This window comes from Maritalea porphyrae, from assembly GCF_030159895.1.
Classification (GTDB): Bacteria; Pseudomonadota; Alphaproteobacteria; order Rhizobiales; family Devosiaceae; genus Maritalea; species Maritalea porphyrae.
In genome coordinates, this window is record NZ_BSNI01000002.1 from 674,119 (window position 1) to 699,254 (window position 25,136).

The 25,136-nt window shown below is 49.6% G+C and carries 20 protein-coding genes and 1 tRNA gene; 11 read left to right on the forward strand and 10 right to left on the reverse strand.

The window, feature by feature from the left end; translation table 11 throughout:
• Positions 1-78: 78 nt before the first annotated feature.
• The 7 genes from QQL65_RS06795 to QQL65_RS06825 form a co-directional block, all read right to left on the reverse strand.
• The gene (locus QQL65_RS06795; RefSeq protein WP_284363023.1) at positions 79-1,593 is read right to left on the reverse strand and encodes a mannitol dehydrogenase family protein; all 1,515 of its coding nucleotides are present in this window, start codon (positions 1,591-1,593) and stop codon (positions 79-81) included.
• Positions 1,581-2,354 carry an L-iditol 2-dehydrogenase gene (locus QQL65_RS06800; protein ID WP_284366236.1) on the reverse strand — a complete coding sequence of 258 codons (774 nt, stop codon included), beginning with the start codon at positions 2,352-2,354 and terminating at the stop codon, positions 1,581-1,583. The genes QQL65_RS06795 and QQL65_RS06800 overlap by 13 nt, the downstream gene beginning before the upstream one ends.
• Positions 2,348-3,355 (reverse strand): ABC transporter ATP-binding protein, encoded by a 1,008-nt coding sequence (locus QQL65_RS06805; protein ID WP_284363025.1) that lies wholly within the window; start codon positions 3,353-3,355, stop codon positions 2,348-2,350. The genes QQL65_RS06800 and QQL65_RS06805 overlap by 7 nt, the downstream gene beginning before the upstream one ends.
• Before the next feature lie 9 nt (positions 3,356-3,364).
• Positions 3,365-4,201, reverse strand: coding sequence for a carbohydrate ABC transporter permease (locus QQL65_RS06810; protein WP_284363027.1), 837 nt, complete (start codon positions 4,199-4,201; stop codon positions 3,365-3,367).
• A gap of 6 nt (positions 4,202-4,207) precedes the next feature.
• Positions 4,208-5,146: a carbohydrate ABC transporter permease gene (locus QQL65_RS06815; protein WP_284363029.1), complete on the reverse strand. Its 939-nt coding sequence runs from the start codon at positions 5,144-5,146 to the stop codon at positions 4,208-4,210.
• 150 nt (positions 5,147-5,296) lie between these two features.
• Positions 5,297-6,580: an ABC transporter substrate-binding protein gene (locus QQL65_RS06820; protein ID WP_284363032.1), complete on the reverse strand. Its 1,284-nt coding sequence runs from the start codon at positions 6,578-6,580 to the stop codon at positions 5,297-5,299.
• Between the two features lie 102 nt (positions 6,581-6,682).
• Complete coding sequence (locus tag QQL65_RS06825) at positions 6,683-7,714, reverse strand: LacI family DNA-binding transcriptional regulator (protein WP_348529136.1); 1,032 nt, start codon at positions 7,712-7,714, stop codon at positions 6,683-6,685.
• A 1,230-nt stretch (positions 7,715-8,944) separates the two neighbouring features.
• Between QQL65_RS06825 and QQL65_RS06830 the strand changes: the two genes are divergently transcribed.
• From QQL65_RS06830 to QQL65_RS06860, 7 genes are all read left to right on the forward strand, one after another.
• A complete protein-coding gene (locus QQL65_RS06830) occupies positions 8,945-10,903 on the forward strand; it encodes a beta-galactosidase (RefSeq protein WP_284363034.1) in 1,959 nt (652 codons plus the stop codon).
• A gap of 155 nt (positions 10,904-11,058) precedes the next feature.
• Positions 11,059-12,228: an ABC transporter ATP-binding protein gene (locus tag QQL65_RS06835; protein ID WP_284363036.1), complete on the forward strand. Its 1,170-nt coding sequence runs from the start codon at positions 11,059-11,061 to the stop codon at positions 12,226-12,228.
• Positions 12,225-13,454 carry an ABC transporter substrate-binding protein gene (locus tag QQL65_RS06840; RefSeq protein ID WP_284363039.1) on the forward strand — a complete coding sequence of 410 codons (1,230 nt, stop codon included), beginning with the start codon at positions 12,225-12,227 and terminating at the stop codon, positions 13,452-13,454. The genes QQL65_RS06835 and QQL65_RS06840 overlap by 4 nt, the downstream gene beginning before the upstream one ends.
• Positions 13,455-13,479: 25 nt before the next feature.
• Positions 13,480-14,415: a carbohydrate ABC transporter permease gene (locus QQL65_RS06845; protein ID WP_284363041.1), complete on the forward strand. Its 936-nt coding sequence runs from the start codon at positions 13,480-13,482 to the stop codon at positions 14,413-14,415.
• Positions 14,408-15,220 carry a carbohydrate ABC transporter permease gene (locus tag QQL65_RS06850; protein ID WP_284363044.1) on the forward strand — a complete coding sequence of 271 codons (813 nt, stop codon included), beginning with the start codon at positions 14,408-14,410 and terminating at the stop codon, positions 15,218-15,220. Before QQL65_RS06845 ends, QQL65_RS06850 begins: the two co-directional genes overlap by 8 nt.
• Before the next feature lie 3 nt (positions 15,221-15,223).
• Complete coding sequence (locus tag QQL65_RS06855; RefSeq protein ID WP_284363046.1) at positions 15,224-16,930, forward strand: amylo-alpha-1,6-glucosidase; 1,707 nt, start codon at positions 15,224-15,226, stop codon at positions 16,928-16,930.
• Positions 16,931-16,944: 14 nt separating this feature from the next.
• Positions 16,945-17,976: a LacI family DNA-binding transcriptional regulator gene (locus tag QQL65_RS06860; RefSeq protein ID WP_284363048.1), complete on the forward strand. Its 1,032-nt coding sequence runs from the start codon at positions 16,945-16,947 to the stop codon at positions 17,974-17,976.
• 437 nt (positions 17,977-18,413) lie between these two features.
• Here QQL65_RS06860 and QQL65_RS06865 read toward each other — a convergent pair.
• Positions 18,414-18,490: transfer RNA gene (locus QQL65_RS06865), tRNA-Arg, on the reverse strand.
• A gap of 201 nt (positions 18,491-18,691) precedes the next feature.
• On the opposite strand from QQL65_RS06865, the gene QQL65_RS06870 reads away from it, so the two are divergent.
• The 4 genes from QQL65_RS06870 to QQL65_RS06885 all read left to right on the forward strand — a co-directional run bounded on the left by QQL65_RS06870 (position 18,692) and on the right by QQL65_RS06885 (position 23,380).
• Positions 18,692-19,195 (forward strand): gluconokinase, encoded by a 504-nt coding sequence (locus QQL65_RS06870; protein ID WP_284363050.1) that lies wholly within the window; start codon positions 18,692-18,694, stop codon positions 19,193-19,195.
• Between the two features lie 105 nt (positions 19,196-19,300).
• Entirely contained in the window at positions 19,301-22,159 is a 2,859-nt protein-coding gene (gene polA / locus QQL65_RS06875; RefSeq protein WP_284363052.1) for a DNA polymerase I, read from the forward strand.
• Positions 22,159-23,073: a homocysteine S-methyltransferase family protein gene (locus QQL65_RS06880; protein WP_284363054.1), complete on the forward strand. Its 915-nt coding sequence runs from the start codon at positions 22,159-22,161 to the stop codon at positions 23,071-23,073. Before polA ends, QQL65_RS06880 begins: the two co-directional genes overlap by 1 nt.
• 85 nt (positions 23,074-23,158) lie before the next feature.
• Positions 23,159-23,380, forward strand: coding sequence for a DUF3955 domain-containing protein (locus QQL65_RS06885; protein WP_284363056.1), 222 nt, complete (start codon positions 23,159-23,161; stop codon positions 23,378-23,380).
• Here QQL65_RS06885 and QQL65_RS06890 read toward each other — a convergent pair.
• Entirely contained in the window at positions 23,377-23,799 is a 423-nt protein-coding gene (locus QQL65_RS06890) for a GNAT family N-acetyltransferase (protein ID WP_284363058.1), read from the reverse strand. The genes QQL65_RS06885 and QQL65_RS06890 overlap by 4 nt on opposite strands.
• 30 nt (positions 23,800-23,829) lie before the next feature.
• The gene (locus QQL65_RS06895; RefSeq protein WP_284363060.1) at positions 23,830-25,023 is read right to left on the reverse strand and encodes a serine hydrolase domain-containing protein; all 1,194 of its coding nucleotides are present in this window, start codon (positions 25,021-25,023) and stop codon (positions 23,830-23,832) included.
• Positions 25,024-25,136 lie beyond the last annotated feature (113 nt).

Here is a 25,136-nt window from a genome sequence, read left to right on the forward strand (position 1 = left end):
GCCAGATATACCAGCAGCGGTCGTCTTTGCGGGATTAATGCATTATCGTGGTTAACTGACCTGTCGAAACCCTACAAGCTAATTCCCAAGATAAGTGTCAATTGCGACACCTATCCCTTTGTCCCAAATTAGGCCCAACCAGCGATCAAAAGCGTCGGAGAATTCGGGATTGTCCGCTAAATCGCCATAATATTGTCGTTGCCCACGCCAAACGGCGGGATCTTGTTTGCTGCGCGTTGCCGCAATGTGCAATTCATCCCAATTCGGATCATTTGGCTCAATCGTGCTGCCATCTTCTCTGGTGCCTTCGCACATTCGCGCCCATGCAGCCTCAGCCAGCGCCAGTCCTTCAAACGGACTGCCTTTTGCAATTGCATCTCGAAGCGATGGGATCAGAAATCCCGGGTGACGAGACGAGCCATCGAATGCGACCCGGCGGGTCGTATCTGCAATGCGTGGATTGCTAAATCGATGAACGATGAGGTCGATATATTCTGCAGGGGTTTTTCCGGGAACAGACTGCACATGCGGTGCAATCTCTTCGCGTGCTACTTTGTTGAGGAGCGCTGCAATTTGTTCATGCGCCATGCAGTCGGCAATGGTCTTAACCCCCAACAGTTCCCCGACATTAGAGATCACTTGATGGCCGCCATTGAGCAACCGGATTTTCATCGCTTCATAGCCGTGAATATCCTTAGTGATTGTTACACCGACTTTTTCCCAAGCCGGGCGTTGCGCGCAGAAGTCATCTTCAATTACCCATTGTCGGAATTCTTCATGAGTTACCGGAACAGCATCGTTTACGCCAATGTCGCTCGCTAGACGCAGCTCATTTGGTCCGGTCGCCGGAACTATGCAATCGACCATCGAGTTTGGGAAGCTGCAATTTGTATTGATCCAATCGGCTAAATCGGGATCAGTTAGCTGCGCTAACGAGACAACAGTTTGGCGCAATATTTCCCCATTTCCCTGCAAATTGTCACAGCACAATCCAGTGAAGGGACCTGCTCCCGTCTGACGCCGCTGCTTAAGCGCGGCGACCATTGCGCCAAAGGCTGTAATTGGCTGGTCAGGACATTCAGCATCGTGAAGTATATCAGGATGTTTTGCGTTGAATGTCTTCGTTACAGGGTCAATGTAATACCCGCCCTCGGTTACGGTAAGCGAGACGATTCTTATGTCAGGCTGGCTCATCCGATGGATAAGCGGTGCATTGTTCGTATCGACCGGCACATAATCAATCATAGCGCCTGTCACTTCGGCAGAACTGCCCAAGGGGTTCAGTTGAATAAGCGTTGTCAGGTAATCCTGAGCTTTCAATTTCTTGCGTTGCGTTTCATCGTAGGAACGGATCCCCGCACCGACAATGGCCCAATCGAAGGCTTCTCCTTCCTGCATCAGCCTGTGCAGGTACCATGCCTGATGTGCACGGTGAAAGTTGCCAACGCCAATATGTAGAATGCCAGCGCTAAGGCTCGCGCGATCATATTTGGGCCGCAGGATCGCTGTTGGTAACGATTGCAGTGTTGCGTCGTTGAGTTTCACCGGCGCCGGTTGAGACTCAGAAGGACGTTTCTCCATCAGCTCATCCATTGTCCGCCGTCCACATTGTAAGTTTGCGCGACGACGTAATTGCTCTCGCTGCTCGCGAGGAAAATTGCCATGCCAACAAGGTCTTCAGCTACGCCCATGCGCCCATAAGGAACGGCGTCGCCAACTTCTTTTTTCTTCTGACCAGGTTTTTTGCCTTCATACTTCGCAAAGAATGCATCCACTTCATCCCAATGCTCGCCGTCGACAACCCCAGGTGCGATGGCATTTACATTGATCTCATGCTTGATCAGACCAAGACCTGCTGACTGCGTTAAGCTGATCACAGCAGCTTTTGACGCGCAGTAGACTGAAACCAGCGCTTCTCCCCGTCGGCCAGCTTGGCTTGACATGTTAATTATCTTGCCACCTTTGCCGCGTTCGATCATATGGCTGGCTACCGCTTGCATCGTGAACAAGGTGCCAGCAACATTGATGTTGAAAATAGAGTCAAACTCGCCTCGCTCAACTTCTAATAGTGGGGCGGCGGTGAACCGCGCTGCGTTGTTGATTAAGATATCGATCTGCCCAAATTGTTCGATAGTCTCGTGCACTGCTGCATCGATGCTACTTTGTCTAGACACATCCATTTCTACAGCGATCGCAGCGTCTCCAATTCGCGCGGCTGCTTCTCTTGCCTGCTTTATATCGATATCAGCTATCGCAACGCGGGCGCCTTCGCGGACGTAAGCTTGGGCAAACGCAAGTCCAATACCGCGCGCCGCGCCAGTGATGAGCGCCGTTTTGTCTTTCAGTCTCATAATTTAAAAGCCCGGCCGTTCTCATCAAACCTGTGCAGTTTCTTCAAGTCGGGAGTCAAATAGACCTTAGCGCCATATTCTAGCTCAAGATCACCATCAGCCCGAACAGTAAGCGGTTCGCTCGATCCGTCGAAATGCACATGGACGAACGTATCTGAACCAAGATGTTCAGACACACCAACAACGCCCTCCCAATCACCTTTCACATCTGAAATTGACAAGTGTTCGGGCCGTACGCCAATGGTATGGGCATTGTATTTTTCGGCAGCTTTTCCAGATAAAAGGTTCATCTTTGGCGACCCGATGAAGCCAGCAACAAAGGTGTTGCACGGGCTATTATAGAGCTCCAGTGGACTGCCAACCTGCTCAATTCGGCCAGATTGCAACACAACAATTTTGTCGGCCATAGTCATGGCTTCGACTTGATCGTGCGTAACATAGATCATAGTGGTGCCCATTTGCTTGTGCATCTCACTAATTTCCAACCGCATGCCAACACGCAGTGCCGCATCCAAATTCGAAAGCGGTTCGTCGAACAAGAACGCTAACGGATCACGAACGATCGCCCGACCAATTGCAACTCGTTGACGCTGACCACCAGAGAGTTGCCCAGGCTTTCGGTCCAAATAGTCGTTTAGGTTCAGCGAAGTCGAAGCCGCCGCGACACGCTTGTCAATTTCGGCAGGGTCCATTCCAGACATGCGCAAAGGAAAGGCGATATTTTTCCGCACGGTCATGTGCGGGTACAAGGCATAGGTTTGAAACACCATGGCCAAGCCGCGTTTTGATGGGGTGACTTCAGTGACGTCTTCACCGTCAATAATCACCTCGCCGGACGTTGTATTCTCAAGTCCCGCGATCAGACGAAGCAATGTTGATTTGCCGCAACCTGAAGGACCTACGAAAACGACAAATTCACCTTCTTCAATGTCGAGGTTTAGTGGCGGTATGACTTCGGTATCGCCAAATGATTTGGTGACGTTTTTAAGCTTAATGCTTCCCATTTCGAATTCCTATTTCACTGCGCCAAAGGTCAGACCCCTGACCAATTGTTTTTGACAGAACCAACCCAGCACCACGATGGGGCCAATCGCTGCGGTAGACACCGCAGAGAGTCGTCCGAAGAACAAACCTTCCGGGGCACGATTTCCCTCAATAAGGCTGGAAAGTGTTGCGGCATCTGTGGTGGTCAACCGGACGGTCCAATATGCTTCGTTCCAACAAAAGATGAACGTTAGGAGCGCTGTAGATGCGATGCCACCCCATGCAAGAGGGATCAAAATCTCTTTGATCTCACCCCAAGTATCCACACCATCCATCTTTCCAGCTTCGATGATCTCCTTTGGAATTTCCTTGAAATAGGAAAACAGCATCCAAATCACAATTGGCAGATTGACCAGCATCAACACCACAATCACGAGAAATTTGGTGTCATAGATCCCAAGGAAGTTCTTTGTGAGAAACGTCATTGGATAGAGCACTGCTGCAGCTGGCAGCATCTTGGTGGACAACATCCACATCAAAACATCTTTGGTGGCGCGCGTTGGGTCAAATGCCATCGCATAGGCGCACGGTACGCCGACCACCAAGGCAAAGATTGTTGCAAAAACTGACGTGATGATCGAATTACCGGCGAAGCGCCAGTAGTCGTAATTGTCGACCATATTTGAATAGTTTTCGAGCGTCGGTGTGAACTTAAATAAGAATTCAGGTTTCACAGCGTCTGCATCGGTTTTAAAACTCGTGAAGACTAACCAAAAGATTGGGAAGAATACGACGATCGCGGTAATCCAAGCCAATGTCGGCCAGAAAATGCGGGAAAATCTAGATTGCTCTGCAACGATAGCCATGTATCCCTACTCCATCAGTGACTTGCTGATCATTCGCAAAAGGAAGATCGCAAAGATGTTTGCCAAAATGACCGCAAAAATGCCTGTTGCACTTGCAGCGCCGATGTTGTTGGTTGCCATTTCTCCAATAAGATAAGGCAAGTTCTTGTTTCCATTGCCGCGGCTGACAATTTCGATTTCCGCGTACAAAGAGAGGTGAAAAATCGCCTGGATCATCACAACGATCGACATTGGACGTGCCAGGTGAGGAAGCGTCAAAAAGCGGAACATTGCCCATTTTCCGGCGCCATCAAGAATTGCGGCTTCCTTTTGTTGCTGATCCTCAGATTGAAGAGAGGTCATAAAAATAAGCACAGCAAATGGCGTCCATTGCCAAGTTACCATCATGATCACCGCGATCGCAGACGTTTGCGAAGCGCGAAATGAAATTGGCGTAAGCTCTGGCCAGAGCGAGAAGAACCATCCAATTAGCGGGGCACTTCGCATGTTTTCAGAAAACTCGTTTATTCCGCTTACAGCAATTCCTTGAAGACCAAGTACTGGGTCCAAAATCATGTTGATCCAAAGCACGGCGTTCACCGCAGGCATCACGAAAAACGGAGAAATCAGCAGGACGCGCACGATTCCGCGACCAGGGAAAGACCTATTGACCAGAATTGCGGTTGCTAAACCAAGGACTACCGTCAAAACGATAATTGATGTGACGATGAAAACTGAATTGTATATTGCAAGCCAGAACCCATCATTGTTCCAGACAAATATATAGTTCCCCAAGCCCCGCCAATTGGTGATGCTTGGCGTTGTCCATTCTGGGCGGTTTAAACTCGCCAAAACATATCGAATGAATGAAAAATATAGTGTGATTGAAAGTGGGACTAGCATCCAAACCAGCAACAGCAAGACCGCTGGTGTTTGCAGTAATCGAGGCAATGTACGTTTGGACATGATATCAATTCCACTTATTGAGCGACATATTGGGTTTGCATCATAAAGGCGAGCAAGGCTTCGCTCCAATCAACATTCATGCGTGAATGCTTTTTGATTGAAGGGCCCGAGCCAGGAGGCATTCGGGCCCTTCATTCTTACCGGCTAAGCTTAGTAGTAACCGGCTTCTGACATGATGGCATCTGCAGCAGCTTGTGATGCTGCCAGTGCTTCGTCAACTGACTTTGCGCCAGACAAGGCTGCAGCCATTTCTTGTGCTACCGCTGATCCAACCTGCGGGAATTCTGGGATAGCAGCGAACTGAACGCCAACATATGGCTTCACTTCTGTAGCTTCAGGAGCAGCAGATTGCAGCGCCATCATTTCAGCTTCGGCGAAGGGAGCCGCCGCAAGGAACTCTTGGTGCGCGTAAGTTGAGACGCGTGTGCCGGTAGGAACCGAACCCCATCCGAAATCTGGGTGATTTGCAACTGCCAAAACATAATCCTTAGATGTTGCCCACTCGATGAATTTCTTGGCTTCATCGGCGTTTGGCGAACCAGCAGGAACTGCCATTGCCCAAGCCCACAACCAGTTGGCACCAACTGGGTTACCTGCGTGAGGTGACTGCGCATAGGCAACGCCATCAACTTCTAGGAATGAAGCTGCGATAGTGGCGTCAATCCACATGCCGCATTTGCCTTCATTATATAGCGCAAGGATTTCGTTGAACGAGTTACCTTCAGATCCTGGAGGGCCGTAAGTGCCAAGCAGATCGACATAGAAATTAATCGCCGCACGCCATTCATCTGAATCAATGGTTGGGCGCATATCTTTATCAAACCAAGCGCCGCCGAACGAGTTCACAACCGTTGTAATGAACGCCATATTGTCGCCCCAGCCAGGCTTTCCGCGTAAGCAGACGCCATAAACGCCGTCATCTGGGTTGTGGATGGCCGCGGCTGCGGCTTTAATATTGTTCCAATTGTCGCTGTCGCTAATTGTAACACCAGCAGCATCGGTCAGATCTTTGCGGTACATGACCATTGAAGATTCGCCGTAGAATGGTGCGGCGTAAAGCGTGCCGTTATGCGACAAGCCATTGCGGATAGGCGAAAGCATATCTTCTATGTCGTAGTCAGCCCCAAACTCGAGCGGTTCAATCCAGCCTGCAGCTCCCCAAATAGGCGCTTCTTGCATGCCGATATTGATAACGTCGTATTGGCCGCCACCGGTTGCTGTATCAGATGTCACCTGTTCGCGAAGCACACCTTCTTCCAGTGAAACCCAGTTGAGTTCCACACCTGTTTCTGCGGTATAGGCTTCTGCAACTTTTTGCATGTTGATCATGTGACCGTTGTTCACGATCGCGATGGTTAGTTCTGCGGCGTTGATAGCGATCGCGCTTGTTGCGCAAACCGCAAGGCCAAGAGCCGCGGATTTCAATGTTCTCATAATTTCCTCCCAAGAACTGTCACTTCGATAGTGACAACGAAGGAAACCATATTAAGAAAATCAACGGCAGTCAATATTTAATTTTACGCGCGTAAAGTTTTGCTATGCAGATGCCCGCATGGTCAATTTGCCATCAATCAGTATTGTTGCTCGTGTATTCTGTTGCTGTTGTCCTTCGATCAACTCAACGAGCATTTCGACACAGCGTGCCGTAATCGCGGCATAGTCTTGGGAAACAGTGGTCAAGGTGGGACAGGTGAAACTCGAAAATGGATGATTGTCGTGTCCAGCTACACGCAACGCACAATCTGCACCTAGCCCAACGCGCAATCCAAGTTCATAAGCCGCCGCCAAAAAACCGATGGCCAACCGATCATTTGAACAAAAAACCGTCTTCGTCGCAAATGCGCCATCAATCAAAGCCTTTCGACCTTCGTGAAATCCAATTTCTTCAATTTTCCAACCTTCGCCCTCTGCCTGAATGACGTGCGGTGTATGACCCAGCGCTTCCATAGTGTCGATATAGGCCATGCGGCGTTTATTCGCATTGGGGTTCGGCGGGTTGCGCATTTCGAAAAATGTTGGAGGTTCTCCGCTTCGAACTAAATACTCTACCATCAACTCCATTGCCTGGACGTTATTGTGTCCTACAAATGCTGCGCCAACGCCTTCAATATTTGCGTCAAAGCAAACCGTGGGCACGTCCGCACAAAACGCTTCGATCGCAGCGCGGTCTGAGCTGCGTCCCAATGGCGCCATCAGAACACCTGCCGGCTTAATAGCCCGAAGTGATGCCAAATTGTCTTTCTCTAACTCTGGATCACCATGCGAGCTGAGCAAAATCGGCCGATATCCAGCCGCAATAACAAATGTCTCGATTCCGCGGGCCATCTCAGCAAAGAATGGATCCGCTAGGTAAGGAACCACTATGCCAACATTCTTTGTCAGCTTTCTATTTTGATTGATGGCAAAAATATTCGGTTGATAATTGCATTTCGCTAGTGACCGCTCGATTTTGTCGCGAGTTTTTGGTCGAACGCTATCTGGATCATTAAAGTACTTTGAGAGTGTGGGACGCGATATGCCGCTAAACTCGGCAAACTCTTCCATATTCTGGATCTTCTGTTTCCCCATGTCGCGCAGCCTCTTGCAAAGTTTACATTCCTTTACAATTTCTTATCGCGCGGAAAAAAACAAATCCTTTTTTTCTTCCATTAAGCAATGCACAAGTACTGGAGAAATGATCATTATGCGGCGTGCCGCTATGCAGTCATGATTGGATGTGGCGTGACGGTTTATTGAATCTAGTAGATCATTTGGATAGTACGACATTCATGCATTAATATGGGGTAGAAATCTCCTAACAATAAAACATGGAGGCGATCAGGATGAAACCACACTCAGCAAGAGTTGTCGGTCTTTGGCAGCGGTATACCTCCTTGCGCTCATTAGATGGCTCTAGTTGGGGTGAGTAAATCGGCGTAGTTTTTGATGTCGTGACTATAAGCCGTTGGAATTACTTGCCTGCAGGGAATGCCCATGTAGGACTTGAAATTGAATTTGCCGCATCTCTGTTTTTGGTGCTTGGTAATCAAGTTGAATGTCTGAGCATGGTGTTTGGCAGAGAGAGGTAGACATCAAGATTTGTCTGTTTCGACAGAATTTGTGATGAGTCATTCCATATAGTAAAATGAGGGTTCAGGTCTGTATTGAATAAGCTCATAACGTCCGGGCGTCGGAAACAGATTGGTCGTACAGTCTATTGAGGCGTGACAGCATTTCCTTTGGCCCAGCTGCTTTCACAACCGGCCTCACGCCCACATGTGAAAACATAATAGCATCTAGAATAAGTGAGTAATGTCATGGGGATTCGTGCCGGGAGCAAAGGAAACAAATCTAAGCATCTCGCCAGTTGGAAAACACCATTCGCCTCCACATGATGATCAATTAGCAAGGTCTGCAAGTACAAAGGGGTTGAAGTCTAGGACTATAAGGATCGTGCTCTGTGTTCGACCCACTGTAGCCTCAGGCTATCAGATGTTGCCCAATTGCGAATTCACATAAGGCGGCTGTCTGGTGTCCAAAGTGGTTGTTTGAACCTGGGCAACTGCTTAATAGATCTGCGTTTCTCTTGTCGTAAGTTGATCGTTGAAAACGCTTGCGTAGACAAGGATTTCTTGTCGTGCTTTTGTGGTGTTTCGGGCCAACTCGGTAATCATCCTTTTTCGCGGTCGCGTGTTTGTAGACTGGATATCGTAAAATATAATCGTTTAATTTTTTTTCGATGTGTGCGATAGAGTTTTAGTTATTTGTGATTCCGGTGCCGCGAAGTGGTGGTGCGGGTTGTGTGATTGGCGGGCGTTTATGTTGGAACTTGGTGTTTGTTATTATCCTGAGCAGTGGCCAGAAGAAATGTGGGCTGATGATGCCCGCAAAATGGTTGAGCTTGGTTTGAAATGGGTGCGAATTGCCGAGTTTACGTGGTCATTGGTTGAGCCAAGTGAGGGTGAGTTCAACTGGGGTTGGCTCGACCGCGCTGTAAAGGTTTTGGGCGACGCAGGTTTGCAAGTTGTTATGTGTACGCCAACTGCCGCGCCACCTAAATGGCTGGTGGATAAACACCCTGAAATATTGCCTGTAGATGAAAGCGGCAACGTACGAAAGTTCGGCGCGCGCCGTCACTATTGCTTTTCAAGTGACATTTACCGCGAGCACGCTGTGCGAATTGCGCGAGCATTCGCTCAGCGCTACGGACAAAACCCATATGTTCATGCTTGGCAGATCGACAACGAGTATGGCGATCACAACACGATCTATAGCTATTCCGCAGCTGCACAGTCGGCTTTCCAGCAATGGTTGGCTGGGCGCTACGAAAGTATCGAGGCGCTAAATAAGGCCTGGGGCACTGTATTCTGGGGAATGGCTTATAAGTCCTTTTCGCAAATCGAATTGCCAAACGGGTTGGTTGAAGAACCAAGTCCAACGCATCTTTTGGATTTCTACAGGTTTTCTTCCGATCAAGTGGTGCGATTTAACAAAGCGCAGGTCGACGTGCTGCGAGAACTATCGCCTGGCCGGCCTGTAACGCATAACTTTATGGGGCACAATACGGACTTTGATCATTACAAAGTAGGTGAAGATATCGATTTCGCCTCGTGGGATAGTTACCCGATGGGCGCGTTGGTCTATGCGGGAATGAGTGACGACGACAAGGCAAGGTTGCTGCGCGTCGGCATTCCTGATCAGCCCGCATTTAATAATGATCTTTACCGTCAAGTCGGGCGCGGAAAAGCATGGATTATGGAGCAGCAGCCCGGACCTGTGAATTGGGCAAAGCACAATCAAGCCCCGCAAGACGGCATGGTGCGCCTATGGACATGGCTGGCATTTGCTCATGGTGTAGATGTGGTCTGCTATTTCCGGTGGCGGCAATCTAAGTTCGCCCAGGAGCAGTTCCATGCGGGGCTGCTATTGCCGAATTCCGAACCAGATCGGGCGTACTTAGAGGTTGCCCAAATTACCAAAGAAATGGCGGCATTGCCCGAGCCAGGCGAGCGCCAAAAAGCGCAAGTTGCGTTGGTGTTGGACTATACGTCCCGTTGGGCAGCGGAAACGCTGCCTCAGGGCGCCGACTACTCCAGTGCGCGTGTCGCAATGGATTGGTACTCCGCCCTTTCAGCGCGTGGGTTGGATCTAGATATTGTCGGGCCGCATTCGGATTTGGCCGGATATCAGCTGGTAATCGTGCCGGATATGGTTGTCGATAATCCTGACTTTGTGGAGAAGCTGACAGCATGTGACGCAAAGGTGTATCTTGGTGCTCGCACCGGGAGCAAAACAGCAGATATGCACATCCCGGACAACCTGCCGCCTGGTAGTTTCTCACAGCTTGTAAATGTACAAGTAAACCGCGTGGAATCGTTGCCGTCTTATGCTGGCGACCGCGTCAGAATCGGCGATATCCATGGCCCTGTTGGCAATTGGCGCGAGCACATAGTCACTTCAGAAAATGTTATCGCGCATTTTATGTCCGACTATCGTGACAATGATCCTGCGCTGGTTGGAAACGACAAGTGCTGGTACGGCGCAACGCATTTTACGCCGGACTTGCTGGCGGAGGTGGTTGAAAGACTGGCCGGTTGGGCTGGGGTCGAGCTCGGTCAACAAAATGCAACGACATTGAGAACCGCCCGGCGCGGGGCGTTAAATTTCGCCTTCAACTTTGGCGGTGAAAGCGTCGAGCTTGATGTGAGCGAGGATGTTGAATTTTTTGTCGGCAGCAAAACGGTTCCTTCATTCGATGTGGCGATATGGCGAGCGTGACCTTTGGTGTGACGGCGTCTGCGGCCGGTGCGGCGTTCATTCCAAAAATGGATCAGTTCAGACCAAAAACGACTAAAAGAAATTGAAGAATGACTTTACATCAAAAGTTAAACGTTTATATTTTGGCTGAAATTCAAGTTCGGGAGTGGGAATAGATGGCTGGCGTTCAAATCAATCAGCTGCACAAGAAGTTTGGCAATTTATCTGTTCTATCTGGCGTGGACCTAGATATTGCCGACGGTGAATTCGTCAGCTTTCTAGGCCCGTCCGGATGCGGCAAGACGACTTTGCTGCGATCAATCGCCGGTTTGGAGGATATCAATGCGGGCGCAGTCATTTTAGGTGATCGAGAGATCACTCAATTGGCGCCAGCAAAGCGCGACATTGCGATGGTTTTTCAAAACTATGCGCTTTATCCGCACATGAATGTCTACAAAAACCTGTCTTTTGGCCTTTCCTTGAATGGTGTTCCGAGGGCTGAGATTGATGAGCGTGTGCAAAATGCGGCGCGAATTCTACAAATTTCCGAGCTTTTGAAACGTCGACCAAAGCAATTGTCGGGTGGGCAACGCCAGCGCGTCGCGATTGGTCGCGCGATCGTGCGCGACCCAAAGCTGTTCCTTCTTGATGAGCCGCTATCCAATCTGGATGCTGGGCTGCGGGTGACAATGCGGGTGGAGCTGGCAAATCTGCACAAGCGGCTGGGGGTCACAATGATCTACGTGACCCATGACCAAGTGGAAGCGATGACGCTCTCTAATCGGGTTGTCGTTCTCGACAAGGGGAAAGTCGCTCAGTTCGGCACGCCGCTTGAATTGTTTTATGCGCCCCAAAATCTATTCGTGGCTGGTTTCATCGGGTCGCCAAAAATGAACTTTCTGTCCGTCGATGCAACGCTTGAGGGCGCGCGGTCCGTGCGTCTAGGTGGCGAGGAGCTAGATGGCACTATCGATGTGGCACTCAACGTGCCAATCAGCGAGTTGCAAAACAGCGGGCACACATTGGGCATTCGGCCCGACAATGTAGAATTGGTTGCAGAACACGAAGCCCATGTCCACGGGCAAGTTGTGCTTGTTGAACGATTGGGCACTGAAAGTCAGGTGCACCTAAATCTCGATAACGGTCAGTCTTTCACCATCATCACGCGCGGCACGCACCCTGTAAGTTTTGGCGAGCGTGTCCATCTCAAATTTCCGGCGCAGCACTGTCACATTTTCAATGCTGCGGGGGAGGCGCTTCCGCGCGCATTGGATGCGGAAACTCGATCATTGATTGATCGACAAAAACAGTCGCATGGCGCGACGACTAGAGGAGAGGAACGATGAAACAACTAAAGAAACTGGCACTGGCATCAGCAGTTGCTGCCCTTTCATTGGGCGGAACGGCGATGGCGGAAGAAGTAATTCGCTTCGCTACTTGGGACAGCGATGAAAGCCTTGCCATTCAGCAAGAAATCGCAAAGCGATTTGAGGCAGCCAATCCGGGCGTGAAAGTTCAGGTTGAACCTTATGCCGATGGTTATGACAAAAAGCTGATCGCGGCATTTGGTGCAGGCAGCCCGCCGGATGTAATGTATATGTGGAATTATCCAAAATACTACAAATCCTTGATGCCGCTTGATGAATTGATGGCGCGTGATGCTGAGGCCATGAACCTAAGCGACATTCCGGCTGGGTTGATCAACACGACGCGCATCGATGGTGACGCTTATGGCATGCCAGCAGGTTTTACTACCCATGTTGTTTTTTACAATAAGGACATGTTTGCCGCCGCTGGTGTGGAAGAGCCCAGCGAAAATTGGACATGGGCCGAGTTGCGCGAAAAGGCTGCAAGGTTCCGTGACAAGGAGAATAAGGTCTATGGCTATGCGGTTGAAGCCAAGCCAGATCCGTTCGACTATGAGCAATTCTTCTGGTCAAACGGTACACGCTTTATTGCGGAAGACGGTAGCGCGGTTGACGGTTACATGAACAGCGACGAGGCAGTCGAAGTGCTTTCAATGTTCGCTGATATGGCCAAAAACGAAGAAGCCGTTGTTATTGGCATAGGGGACAACTCGTCAGGCTCTGCTCTATTTAAGGGCAGCAAATTGGCCATGTATCAAAGCGCGATGTGGTCAAAAAGCGGCATTGAAGAAGCGGGCATCAACTATGGTGTTGCCACTCTGCCTTCATTCGGCGACAAGCCGATCCACTCTTCAATCGGTGCGTCTGCCATGTCGATTGCCAAAGACACAAAAAATGCTGAACTGGCCTGGAAATTTGTGAAGTTCTTTTCCTCACCAGAGGCGGTGAAACTACGCACAAATGATCTACCGATCCGCACAAGTGTTGCCAAAGAACTCAACATGACTACCGACCCGACTTTCAAGCCCTTCTTTGACATCCTGAAAGTATCAGACCGTGAGTCAAATGCGTTCTTGAAACACGAGAACTGGGGCAAAATCCAAACCAATCTCGAGCGCGCAATTGAAGCGACGATGATTGAAAAAGGTAATGCCAAGAAACACTTGGACGAAGCTGTTAAGCGTTCCAAGCGTCACTTGAACTAAGAGTTTCCAAGGGGGAATGAGTATTATGGGCACAGATCCCGATAGTGCAGTGCAGCGCAATCGATTTTTCGAGAAGCTGACGCCATACCTTTTCATTTCCCCTTGGATATTGGGGTTCCTCTTCTTCACACTGGGGCCTCTCATTTTCTCGCTGGTCATGAGTTTCTACGATTGGCCAGTGGTGGGGGAGCGAACCTTTGTCGGCGTGGATAACTACCGCGTCATGCTCACCGAAGATCCGCTATTTTGGGACAGTTTGTGGGTAACCATCAAATTTGGCCTGTTCTTTGTCCCCTTCAACATCATCCTTGGTCTGTTGTTGGCGGTCTTGCTCAACCAAAAAGTCCTTGGCAGCGGCATCTTCCGCACAATCTTTTACCTACCGAGCGTGATTTCAGGCGTCGCCTTGGTGACCATTTGGGCATGGATTTATAGCCACGAATACGGAATTTTGAACTTCCTCCTGGGCCTTGCCGGGATAGAGGGGCCAAACTGGCTGGGCGATCCAAGTTGGTCGTTGCTTGCTATCGTTGTGGCCTCTCTATGGGGGCTCGGCGGTACCATGTTGATATTACTAACGGGGCTCCAGTCAATTCCGAAAGAGCTCTATGAAGCGGCAAAAATCTCAGGTGTACCTGCCTGGGCGCGGTTGGTGTTCATCACCATCCCGATGTTGTCGCCAATGTTGTTGTTCACCTTCATCACGTCGATCATTGCAGCATTTCAGCAGCTCACCATCGCGCTATTGCTGACAGGTGGTGGACCGCTCGAAAGCACCTATTTCTTCGCCATGTATATCTACGATAACGCATTCCAATATTTCGAAATGGGTTTTGCCGCCGCAAACTCTTGGGTGATGTTCTTGATCATCCTGGCACTTTCAATGCTGGTGATGAAATCGTCTTCCGCTTGGGTCTACTACGAAGGTGAGATGAAGAATAAGGAGCAAGCTGATGGTTAGAACGCTGACTTATGGCGCGCTGATCTTTTTGTCTGCGCTTTTCATCATGCCATTTTATTGGACGTTGATCACCGCGATTAAATCGGTTCCAGAGCTTTATCAATATCCGCCGGTGTTCTGGCCAAGCGAAGCACAGTGGGAAAACTTCATCATCGCATGGTTCAAACAACCGTTTGATGTCTATCTCAAAAACTCAGTGATCGTGGTTGTTCTATCAACCTTTGGTCAGTTGCTATCAAGCTCGTTGGTGGCATTTGGTTTTGCGCGTTTTCAGTTCAAAGGGCGCGACGCCATCTTTATTCTGTTGCTCTCCACTATGATGATCCCATGGGATGTGAAAATGATCCCGCTCTATATGGAGTTTAACATGCTGGGTTGGATCAACACGCTCAAACCGCTGATTGTTCCAGCCTATTTCGCAGACGCATTCTTTGTCTTTCTCCTACGGCAGTACATTATGAATGTGCCAATTGAAATTGATGAAGCGGCACGCATGGACGGCGCTAATTCTTGGCAGATTTATTGGCGCATCCATTTGCCGCTGATGATGCCTGCACTGGTGTTGGTCGGCACATTCCACTTCATGAACGCATGGAACGACTATCTTGGGCCGCTGATCTATTTAAACGATCAGTCCAAATATACGCTGACCCTTGGGCTATCTATGTTCAAAGGACTGCATGAGACGGACATTACCTCCATTGCCGCGATTACCGTGATTCTTTGTATTCCGCCGCTAATCTTGTTCTTCTTTGCGCAGCGTTACATTATGGATGGCGCCATCGGTTCTTCCGTAAAGGGGTAGGGTGTGAGCCTATTTGATTTCAATAAAGTGCCGTTTTCTCGGCACCAACGCTTCACGACCCTATCGATGGTGCCGGACGGGTATGGCGAGCGGCAATGCTGTTTGCGCTATGTTGCAGGTGGCGATATGCGGCCAAGCCTTGGCAATCTTTGTCTGGTCACCTTTTTCGATCTTCAAGGCAATTCGCTTACGCCATCCTTCTCCCTGTCGCCAGGCTCTCTAGAGGCTGTGCTTCTAAAGGGCGATGAACAGGTCGGCAAAGCTGCTTTTTGTATCGGCGATGGGGAAGTGCTGCATGTGAAGGGTGAGGGGATAGAGCTGCGCTTTGAATTACAAGGCTCGCGCTACGACTATGCATACCAAACCCCAGCGGGCGAACCTTGTGTTGTTGCAGCCGGTGAGAATCTACGGCTTACGCCCGTGGCGAAAGTGGGGGAATTAAACGTTCGTGGCGAATGGCGTCGCGACCACGCTGAGGACGTTGCCATATCGTTCAAGGGCGATCAATTCGAAGGCAGTATCGTCTTGCATGAACGGCTTTGCCTTAATGTCTCACATTCCAGTTTTGAGCGCGCAAAAGCAGATGCGGAGCACGCCTTCGCGGAATGGATAGGTGATGCAGAGCTTGGCCAGGCTGCTCGTTTGGCCAATTACATATTGTGGGCAAATACAGTGCCCGCAAAAGGCCATTTGAGCGCCCCCGCCATTTACATGTCCAAAAACCACATGATCAACATTTGGAGTTGGGACAATGCGTTCTCGGCAATAGGTGTCGCCAAAACCAGTCCAAAAAGTGCGTTTGAACAGTTTGCTGTGATTTTTGATCAGCAAGACGCAAGCGGCTTGCTTCCTGACTTCGTGCACGATCAAGGCGCATCGTTTTCCTTCACAAAACCGCCGGTACATGGTTGGGCAATTGACCACATTCTTTGCGCTTTCGGTCCGGTTTTTGACGACGAACAATTGACCTATTTGACCGACAAGTTGGAAAAACAACTCAGCTATTGGCTCGCCCATACGCGGTCTGGCCCCGACAAATTGCCAAGCTACGCACATGGCAACGATAGCGGTTGGGACAATGCCAGCTTTTTTGCAAATGGTGGACCGGTGGAGGGCCCCGACCTGCCAACCTTTCTAGTGCTTACAGCGCAAGCGATTGCGCGGATTAAGCGCCGCTTAGGCGATGTAGAAAGCGCGGCGCATTTCGAACAGATTTGTGCTGGCTTGGTCCAATTGCTCGTCGACCAGCTTTGGCGTGATGGTCACTTTGTGGTTCGAAAGTCTGACGGTGCAGATGCGCCAAAGAACAGTCAAAGCCTTATTGGGTTTATGCCGATGCTGCTTGGTGATTTGCTGCCCAATGAAATTGGTGAGCAGTTGGTCAGTGAGTTCAAAAGGTCCGATTTGTTGACCGACTGGGGCCCGGCAACAGAAAGTCCCAATAGTGATTTTTACGAAGCTGACGGATATTGGCGCGGGCCGATTTGGGCACCCACAACACTTCTCATACACGATGGACTGGTCGCGCAGCACGCAACTGAATTGGCTCAGAAAATTGCAACAAAATTTGTGAATCTATGCGAGCATTCTGGGATGGCTGAGAACTTTAATGCGCTAACCGGAGAGGGTCTTCGTGATCCAGCTTTTGCATGGACATCCGCAGTTTATTTGCGTTTCAAAGATATTTTGGCTAACCAGAGTGGGTCTTGATTTTGAGTACTAATATGCCCGCGCGCCCAACGATAAAAACAATTGCAAAAGAAACCGGCTTATCAACAGCAACGGTTTCAAAAGCGCTTAATGGCTCTGATCAGGTGCGTCCTGTCACCCGTGACAAAATTCTTGATGTCGCAAAAAGACTTGGCTACGAACTCAATATTTCTGGCGTTCAGCTGCGCACCGGTAAGACCTATCAAATCGCTATGGTTACGGTAATTTCGTCTCCGCAAGATGATGAATGGGGCGGGGTCGGCTACACTCAGCTGATCAGCGGCTTAAGCCATGCGCTTGAAGGCACACCATATCGGGTGGTGCAATATCAGGTCCGCAGTTTTGAAGAAAGCTTGGAGACGATCAAGCGCATTGTCGTTAACCGCAAGGCAGACGGCGTGATTATCTCAGGCACACGAGCAGGCGATGAGCGCATCCAATATATGCAGGCGCAGGATTTTCCATTTGTCACCTACGGAACCAGCGATGCGGAAAAGCCCCACGCCTTTGTGGATACCGACAATAAGCGCATCGTTTCAATTTGCGTTGAACGCCTAATCGCGAAGGGCCACAAGCGCATTGCAATGCTGAATGCAGATGCGGATTTGATGTACACCGGTGATCGATTGGACGCTTATTGTGACGCGCTTACGCGTGCAAATATAGAGTTTGACGAAGATCTTGTGGCCAACGGTCGATTGACCCCTGCGTTTGGCCGCGAACAACTATTTGAAATGTCGACACTGGATGCGCCGCCAACAGCCTATATTTGCGCAAATGAAGCTACCGCTCTTGGCGTATTGTCAGGTTTTCATGTGCGTGGCCTCGAACACGGCAAAGATGCTGTGGTTATTGCAACCGACGATTTGAATGTATCGCAATATTTCTCGCCGCCGATCACCACATGCTATTTGCCAATATCAAAGCCGAGCATGATGCTTGGCCGTTTCATGTTGCGCTTGCTTGATGGGGAACGACCGGAAAAGCTGCAAAAGCTGTTTGTTCCTGATCTTATCGAACGTAGCGCTGATGTCTTGGTCGATTAGTCGGCCGTTCTGATTTCCCTAAAAAAAGACTGCACATTGCCGTGATTTGCACGCAACATCCGGTCGATCGAATTCATGTCGTGAAGAAGCTCTGTGGTGACCTTAATCATGTGGCTCTCTAGCTACAATATTCAAAGCTACCGTTCAGACAAGACGCATTGGTTGCTGTGTAGACAAAGAGCCTGCCGCTCCTCGTCTGGTTTGGTACATAAGGATTTCGCCCCAGACAGCGCAATGTGCGCAAATTTGGTCCTCAGCGACAGGTTGGTCCGTGTCGTCTCGTTTGAACTCCAAAGATTACTAGGAACGCGTCAAGAAAACTATTGGTACCCTCTTTTTTCGAACAAATAGTGACCTGTTTTGGTCAACCCCATGGTCTACCCTCCAGCGTAATCTTGAAGAAAACACTGAGATAACAACGAGTTAACCCGAGATGATGGTGCACCCGACACGATTCGAACGTGTGGCCTCTGCCTTCGGAGGGCAGCGCTCTATCCAGCTGAGCTACGGGTGCTTTGGCAATTTGCGCGAAGGCAAATTGCGAAACTGGCGCGAACTTATCCGAACAGCACGCGCTTCACAATGGGGTTTTCGCCAAAATTGCGCGAAAAAATGGTCGATAAAACTGCCATCGTCCTCCCAATTGCGATGAGCTTCTGCAATTCTTGATGTCGACATCGCTTCAAAATAATTGGAATAGAAACGGGTAGGCGTCATGACAAGCCGAAACGCGATTTTTGTGATCGGGGTGAGCGGGACAGGAAAGTCCACAATTGCACGCGCAATTGCGCATGAGATTGACGGCATTTTTCTCGACGCTGATGATTTTCATCCTTCTGAAAATGTCGCTGCCATGTCAAACGGTATCCCCCTAACCGATGAAATGCGGGTGGGTTGGCTAGGAACAGTTGTTGCGGCAGCAAATGAAGCGAGCAATGCGCGCGTAGCGTTTGCGTGCTCGGCACTTAAGAAAGCCTATCGGGACATAATTCGCAAGAATGTCGTTGGTTGTCGGTTCGTTTTTCTCGACGTAGACCGTGCTACTCTGCAAACCCGTATGGCTAATCGGCCAGGTCATTACATGCCGGTGAGTTTGTTGGACAGCCAGCTCGACACGCTCGAACGGCCGAGTCAAACGGAAAGCGATGTCTTGGTCGTCGATGGCACTTTGTCGATTGAAGAAATCGTTGCCAAGGTGTTGGATATCGCGGCTAACTGAGTTGTGACGCAAATCTAATCCGCCATGGACCCGCTTCGCCGTTCAGATTAGATTGGCGTTTCAAGTTTTGTTTTGATTCACGTTGCCCGGGGAAGGGGATAACCGATGCATTTGCTGTTGGTGGATGGCTCTACATACATTTTTCGTGCCTATCATGCGTTGCCTCCTTTGTCGCGTAAATCAGATGGTTTGCCTGTTGGCGCCGTGTCCGGCTTTTGCAACATGCTCTATCGGCTCACGCTTGATTTTGAAGCGGAAGAATTGGAAACGCCAACACACATGGCGGTGATCTTTGATCATTCCGGAAAAAGCTTTCGCAATGATTTTTATCCCGAATACAAAGCGCATCGTCCGCCAGCGCCAGAGGATCTAGTGCCGCAATTTCCGTTAACGCGGGAGGCGACGCGGGCATTCTCAATTTCTTCGGTGGAACAAGAAGGCTTTGAAGCGGATGATTTGATTGCCACATATGCACGTCAAGCAGAAGCCAAAGGCATGAATGTGACCATTGTGTCGTCCGACAAGGATTTGATGCAATTGGTGTCCGACAAAATTTCAATGCTCGACACTATGAAAAACCGATGGATCGGTGCTGATGAAGTGCGTGAAAAATTTGGCGTTGGCCCGGACAAAGTTATCGATGTGCAATCGCTTGCTGGCGATAGTGTAGATAATGTTCCCGGCGTGCCCGGCATTGGGATTAAAACGGCCGCGCAATTGATCGAGGAATATGGTGGCCTTGATACGCTTTTGGAGCGTGCCGGCGAAATAAAACAGAACAAACGTCGTGAAAATCTAATTGAATTTGCTGACCAGGCCCGCGTCTCACGCGACTTGGTGACGCTAAAAGTTGATGTGCCGGTTGAAGTGCAGTTGGACGAATTTGCTCGCCAACCGCTCGATGCGACTTCCATTATTCCATTTTTGAAGGCGATGGAGTTTACCACCATCACCAAACGAGTGGCAGCAGCTATTGATGCAGATGCCGACGCAATCGAGGCGGATACATCACTTGCGCCCGAGCCTCTGCCAGAAACGGAAAGCGTGGCTGGAGCCGAAGGATCAAATACACCTTCCGCGCTGGCCGAGAAAGTGGCGCTCGAGCTTTCAGGCATGCCGGTTGAGCATGAAAAATATGAAATTGTGCGCACGCTTGACGCGTTGGACAAATGGATCGATGCGATCAAAGACAAGGGCTATGTCGCGATCGATACAGAGACTACGGGTCTTGATAATCAGCAGGCTGACTTGGTTGGGGTTTGCTTGTCCACTGAAGTGGGTAATGGTTGCTATGTTCCGCTTATTCATACCTCTGGTGAGGATGATCTGCTAGGCGGTGGCTTGGCACCAGATCAGTTGCCGACAAAAGAGGTGATCGAAAAACTCAAGCCGATTCTTGAAGACCAATCGATCCTCAAAATCGGTCAGAACATGAAATACGATATGGGGCTTTTGATGCGATATGGCATCGAGATGAACCCAATCGACGACACCATGTTGATGTCTTACGCCACCGATGGCGCACGCAATAACGGTATGGATGCGCTGAGCGAAAAATGGCTCGATCACAAACCCATCAAGTTCACCGATTTGGCGGGTACGGGTAAAAAACAAAAGACGTTTGACCAAATTCCAATTGAAGATGCGGCCAAATATGCGGCGGAAGATGCCGACATAACATTGCGATTGTGGAAAGTGCTTAAGCCGCGCCTTGTCGCACAAAAAGCAGTCACGCTTTACGAAACTATCGAACGTCCATTGGTGCCGGTTCTTGCGCGTATGGAGGCGAGAGGTATTCATGTGGATCGCCAGATTTTGGCGCGTCTCTCGGGCGATTTTGCGCAACGTGCAGCTGGTCTTGAAGCCGAAATTCATGAGCTTGCTGGTGAAAAGTTCAATGTTGGATCGCCAAAGCAGTTGGGCGAAATCTTGTTTGATAAGATGGGGTTGCCCGGCGGCAAAAAAACCAAAACCGGTGCGTGGCAAACCGGTGCAGGTGTGTTGGAAGACTTGGCCGCCGAAGGCAACGATTTGGCCAAGGCCATTTTGGAGTGGCGCGGTCTTTCGAAGCTAAAATCAACCTATACCGATGCTCTGCCAGAGTTCATCAACCCAAATACCGGTCGGGTGCACACATCATATGCGCAGGCAGCGGTCGCCACTGGACGGCTTTCATCGTCAGATCCGAACCTGCAAAACATTCCTGTTCGCACAGAGGATGGCCGCAAGATCCGCACAGCTTTTGTGGCAGAGCCGGGAAAGAAACTAATCTCTGCTGACTATAGTCAGATTGAATTGCGGGTGCTGGCGCATATTGCAGATATTCCAGAATTGAAAAAAGCTTTTGCCGACGGCCTCGACATTCACGCCATGACTGCCTCAGAAATGTTTGGCGTGCCAATTGAAGGTATGGACCCAATGGTTCGCCGTCGCGCAAAAGCAATCAATTTTGGCATCATTTATGGGATTTCCGCATTTGGTTTGGCCAATCAATTGGGCATTTCCCGCACAGAAGCTAGCGACTATATCAAAACCTATTTCGAGCGTTTTCCAGGCATCAAAGACTATATGGAAGCAACCAAGAAGTTTGTGCACGACAAAGGATATGTGGCGACCATTTTTGGTCGAAAAGCTTTCTTTCCAGAAATCAATACCAAGAATGCGGGCCACCGCGCTTTCTATGAACGCGCGGCAATTAACGCACCAATTCAGGGCTCTGCTGCAGACATTATCCGCCGTGCCATGATCCAAATGGAGGGGGTGCTTGAGGCGAAGAAAGTGCCTGCCGACATGCTCTTGCAAGTGCATGATGAATTGATTTTTGAGGTGCCAGAAAGCGAGGCGGAGGACGCTATTCCAGTTATCTCTAAAGTGATGATCGATGCGCCAATGCCGGCGATTTCGCTAACTGTGCCGTTGCAGGTTGATGCCCGCGCTGCAGACAATTGGAACGATGCGCACTAGTGACGATACTTGAAAAACTGGATCGCCCTTTCCTTTGCTATACCGGGATTGAAACCGACCTGATTTTCAATCAAGGCGTCGACCTGCCAGGCTTTGCAACGTTCCCATTGTTGGAAAACGAAGAAGGGCGGGAGTTGCTCACAAAGTCATATCTGGAGCAAGTCGAGTTAGCACGCGAAATGGGTTGCGGCTTGATGTTTGAAAGTGTGACTTGGGTCGCCAATAAAGATCGCGCGGCTGCAATCGGCTACAGTGCCAATCTATTGGAACAAATCAATGTCGATGCCGTGCAGTTCATCCGTGAACTTAGAGACAACATTTGCGACGTGCCAATAATACTGAGTGCACAAGTTGGGCCGCGCGGTGATGGCTATAAGCCAGACAGTCAAATGGATGATGGCGAAGCAGAGCAATATCATCAACATCAACTCGCACAGTTGGCCAAAGCCAAACCCGACATAGTTAGTGCATTCACCATCTCATATCCCGAAGAAGCCATCGGCATTGTCCGTGCGGCGCAAAAACACCAATTACCGGTCGCAATTTCTTTCACGGTTGAAACGGACGGGTTGTTGCCCACTGGCATGCCTTTGGGTGAAGCGTTGGATGCGGTTGACGCAGCGACCGACAACTACGCCGAATATTTCCTTATCAATTGCGCACATCCAGAACACTTTCTGCCGAACCTAAATGATGGTCCGTGGATTGAGCGAATTGCAGGTATGGTCGCAAATGCATCGCGTTGCTCCCATGCTGAACTAGACGTAGCAACAGAACTGGATGATGGGGACCCAAAAGAGCTGGGCACCTATTTTGCAATGATTAAAAATACCTACCCGCACATGCGCATATTTGGGGGGTGCTGCGGTACTGATATGCGGCACATGCGCGAAATTGCGTTGGCCACAACTTAGCCTCGAAATGGCCTGAATACGATCAAACTGTCACCGAAATGCTGTGTTTAAGGTCAAAGCGTCGTTTCGTTTTGAAGGCAGTCCCATGCGCAGCTTTTTGCTTTACATCAGCATATCCATGTTTGTTCTTGCAGCCATTTGTGGCATTGCAGAAGCGACTATATATGGTGGTATCGACGAAAATGGCGTCTTGCAGGAAAGCCTGTTTTTACCGCTGACATTCATCTTCGCCGCTGGTGGTTTGGTGTTCTGGGTCCTGTTTGCAATTCAGCTTCTTTTCAATTCGAAAAATCGCCCAAATGGCTAGTCGATTACGCCTTCGTAGAAGTACATTTTTTCGCCGCTCAGCTTAATGCCGCGATAGAAGCCGTTGCCTTCATCATTGTCGCATTCCGTTGCGACCCAAAAGCTGCTGCATCCCTTGGATTTCGCCCAGCTGGTCAGTGCAACGAATAGCGCTCGGGCGATCCCCTGCCGTTTATGCGTCGGTGCGACGCCCAAATTGTCGATATACAAATGTGGTGGCTCATCGGGTTGATAATGGATCATGCCACGAATTTGGCCAACAACAACCCCAGCAGCAATGGCAACAAATAGCTTATGGCCAGCCTGATCTAGGTAGCGGCCAAGATGTTCAGATGAAATCTCATAATCAAAAACATCTTCGGCCACATTGTTCAGCAGATCACTGTTTTCGCTCGTAACTTCGACAATCGACCAAGCCATGCCTTACTCTTCCTTCTCAAAAAGGCTAACTCAGTCGATGACAACGCGCAACGGGTTGTTGCAGTGATCCGGTGCAATGCGAAACTCATTTTCCAAGCCAAAAAGATCAAAACTCGCAGCCAAGAAATCATTGACCATTTCCTCTTCGGGTTCGCCATTCAACATCAAGAGGACGCCCCGTTTCCAATCCAAATTGTAAACTGCAAATGTCACTACTCCAGGATCGCTTCCCGTATGGCCCCAAAAGGTTGTGCGATCTGGCAATGATCCTTTCAGACGAAATTTCTCCAAGAATAAGCCATAGCCACGCTCGTTGTCACCGTTCAACCCAGCAAAGAGCAAGTCGAAATTTTCTTTGTTGATGATGCGTGTGCCACTCAGTTCACCCGCATTGATCATCATAGCTATGAACTTCGAAAAATCACTGATCGAAGAATGCAAGCCGCCATCGGGCCATGTTGCCAAACCGTAAAACTCATTTGGTGCAAACCCTTCCATGCCCAGATCATAGTGCGGACGCGCCAATTCATCCGTCTGGTATTCGCTTAGAAACCACGCGGTGTTTTCCATTCCGAGTGGTCCAAAAATGTCGGAGGTGGTGAGCTTATCAAATGGAGTGGCAACCGCTTGTTCTAAAGCGTATGCCGCGAGAGCCGAGCCAATGTTGGAATACTGATACTCGCCATGTTTCGAAAAATTGGTAGCTGCGTGATAATGCTCCCCACTTTCACTCAAGTAGGCCTTAAGGTAATCACCAAGCAAAGTCGGGTGGTCAGCGCCTTGGTAATATGTGGCTTTAGAAAGATAGGCATCCTCTCGATCGACAATGCCACTTCTATGTTGGGCAAGGTCTGAAAAAGTGATTTGGTCGGCATTCTTAAAACCGATTTCGAAGTCAATCAGTGGCGCAATTTTCTGATCGAGTTGAATGATGCCCTTTTCAACTGCCTGGACAATTGCCATCCCAATCACCATCTTTGACGTTGAACCAAGCGTGAAAGCCGTGTCCTTGGTAACAGCTGCACCTGTTTCCAGGTCAGCGATGCCAAAACACATTTGTCCGATGGCGCCTTCAGGGCCAACTAGCGCAAGAGCAGCGCCGGGTATTGCTTGATCGGCAAGTGCTGCTTCCACATTTGATTTGTAGGTTTGCAGTTTGTCGCTCGCCGAGCCCGGCAGTGTGGCAGATAGAGCAATTGCGCCCGCTAAAATGTACTTTTTCATGATTTACTCCACGATCAATTGAACGCCATATATGGCGCTGCAACTCGAAGAGTCAATATCAAGCTTTAAGATAATTTATGAAAGTATTACTTTAATTAATTATCGATAAGGTT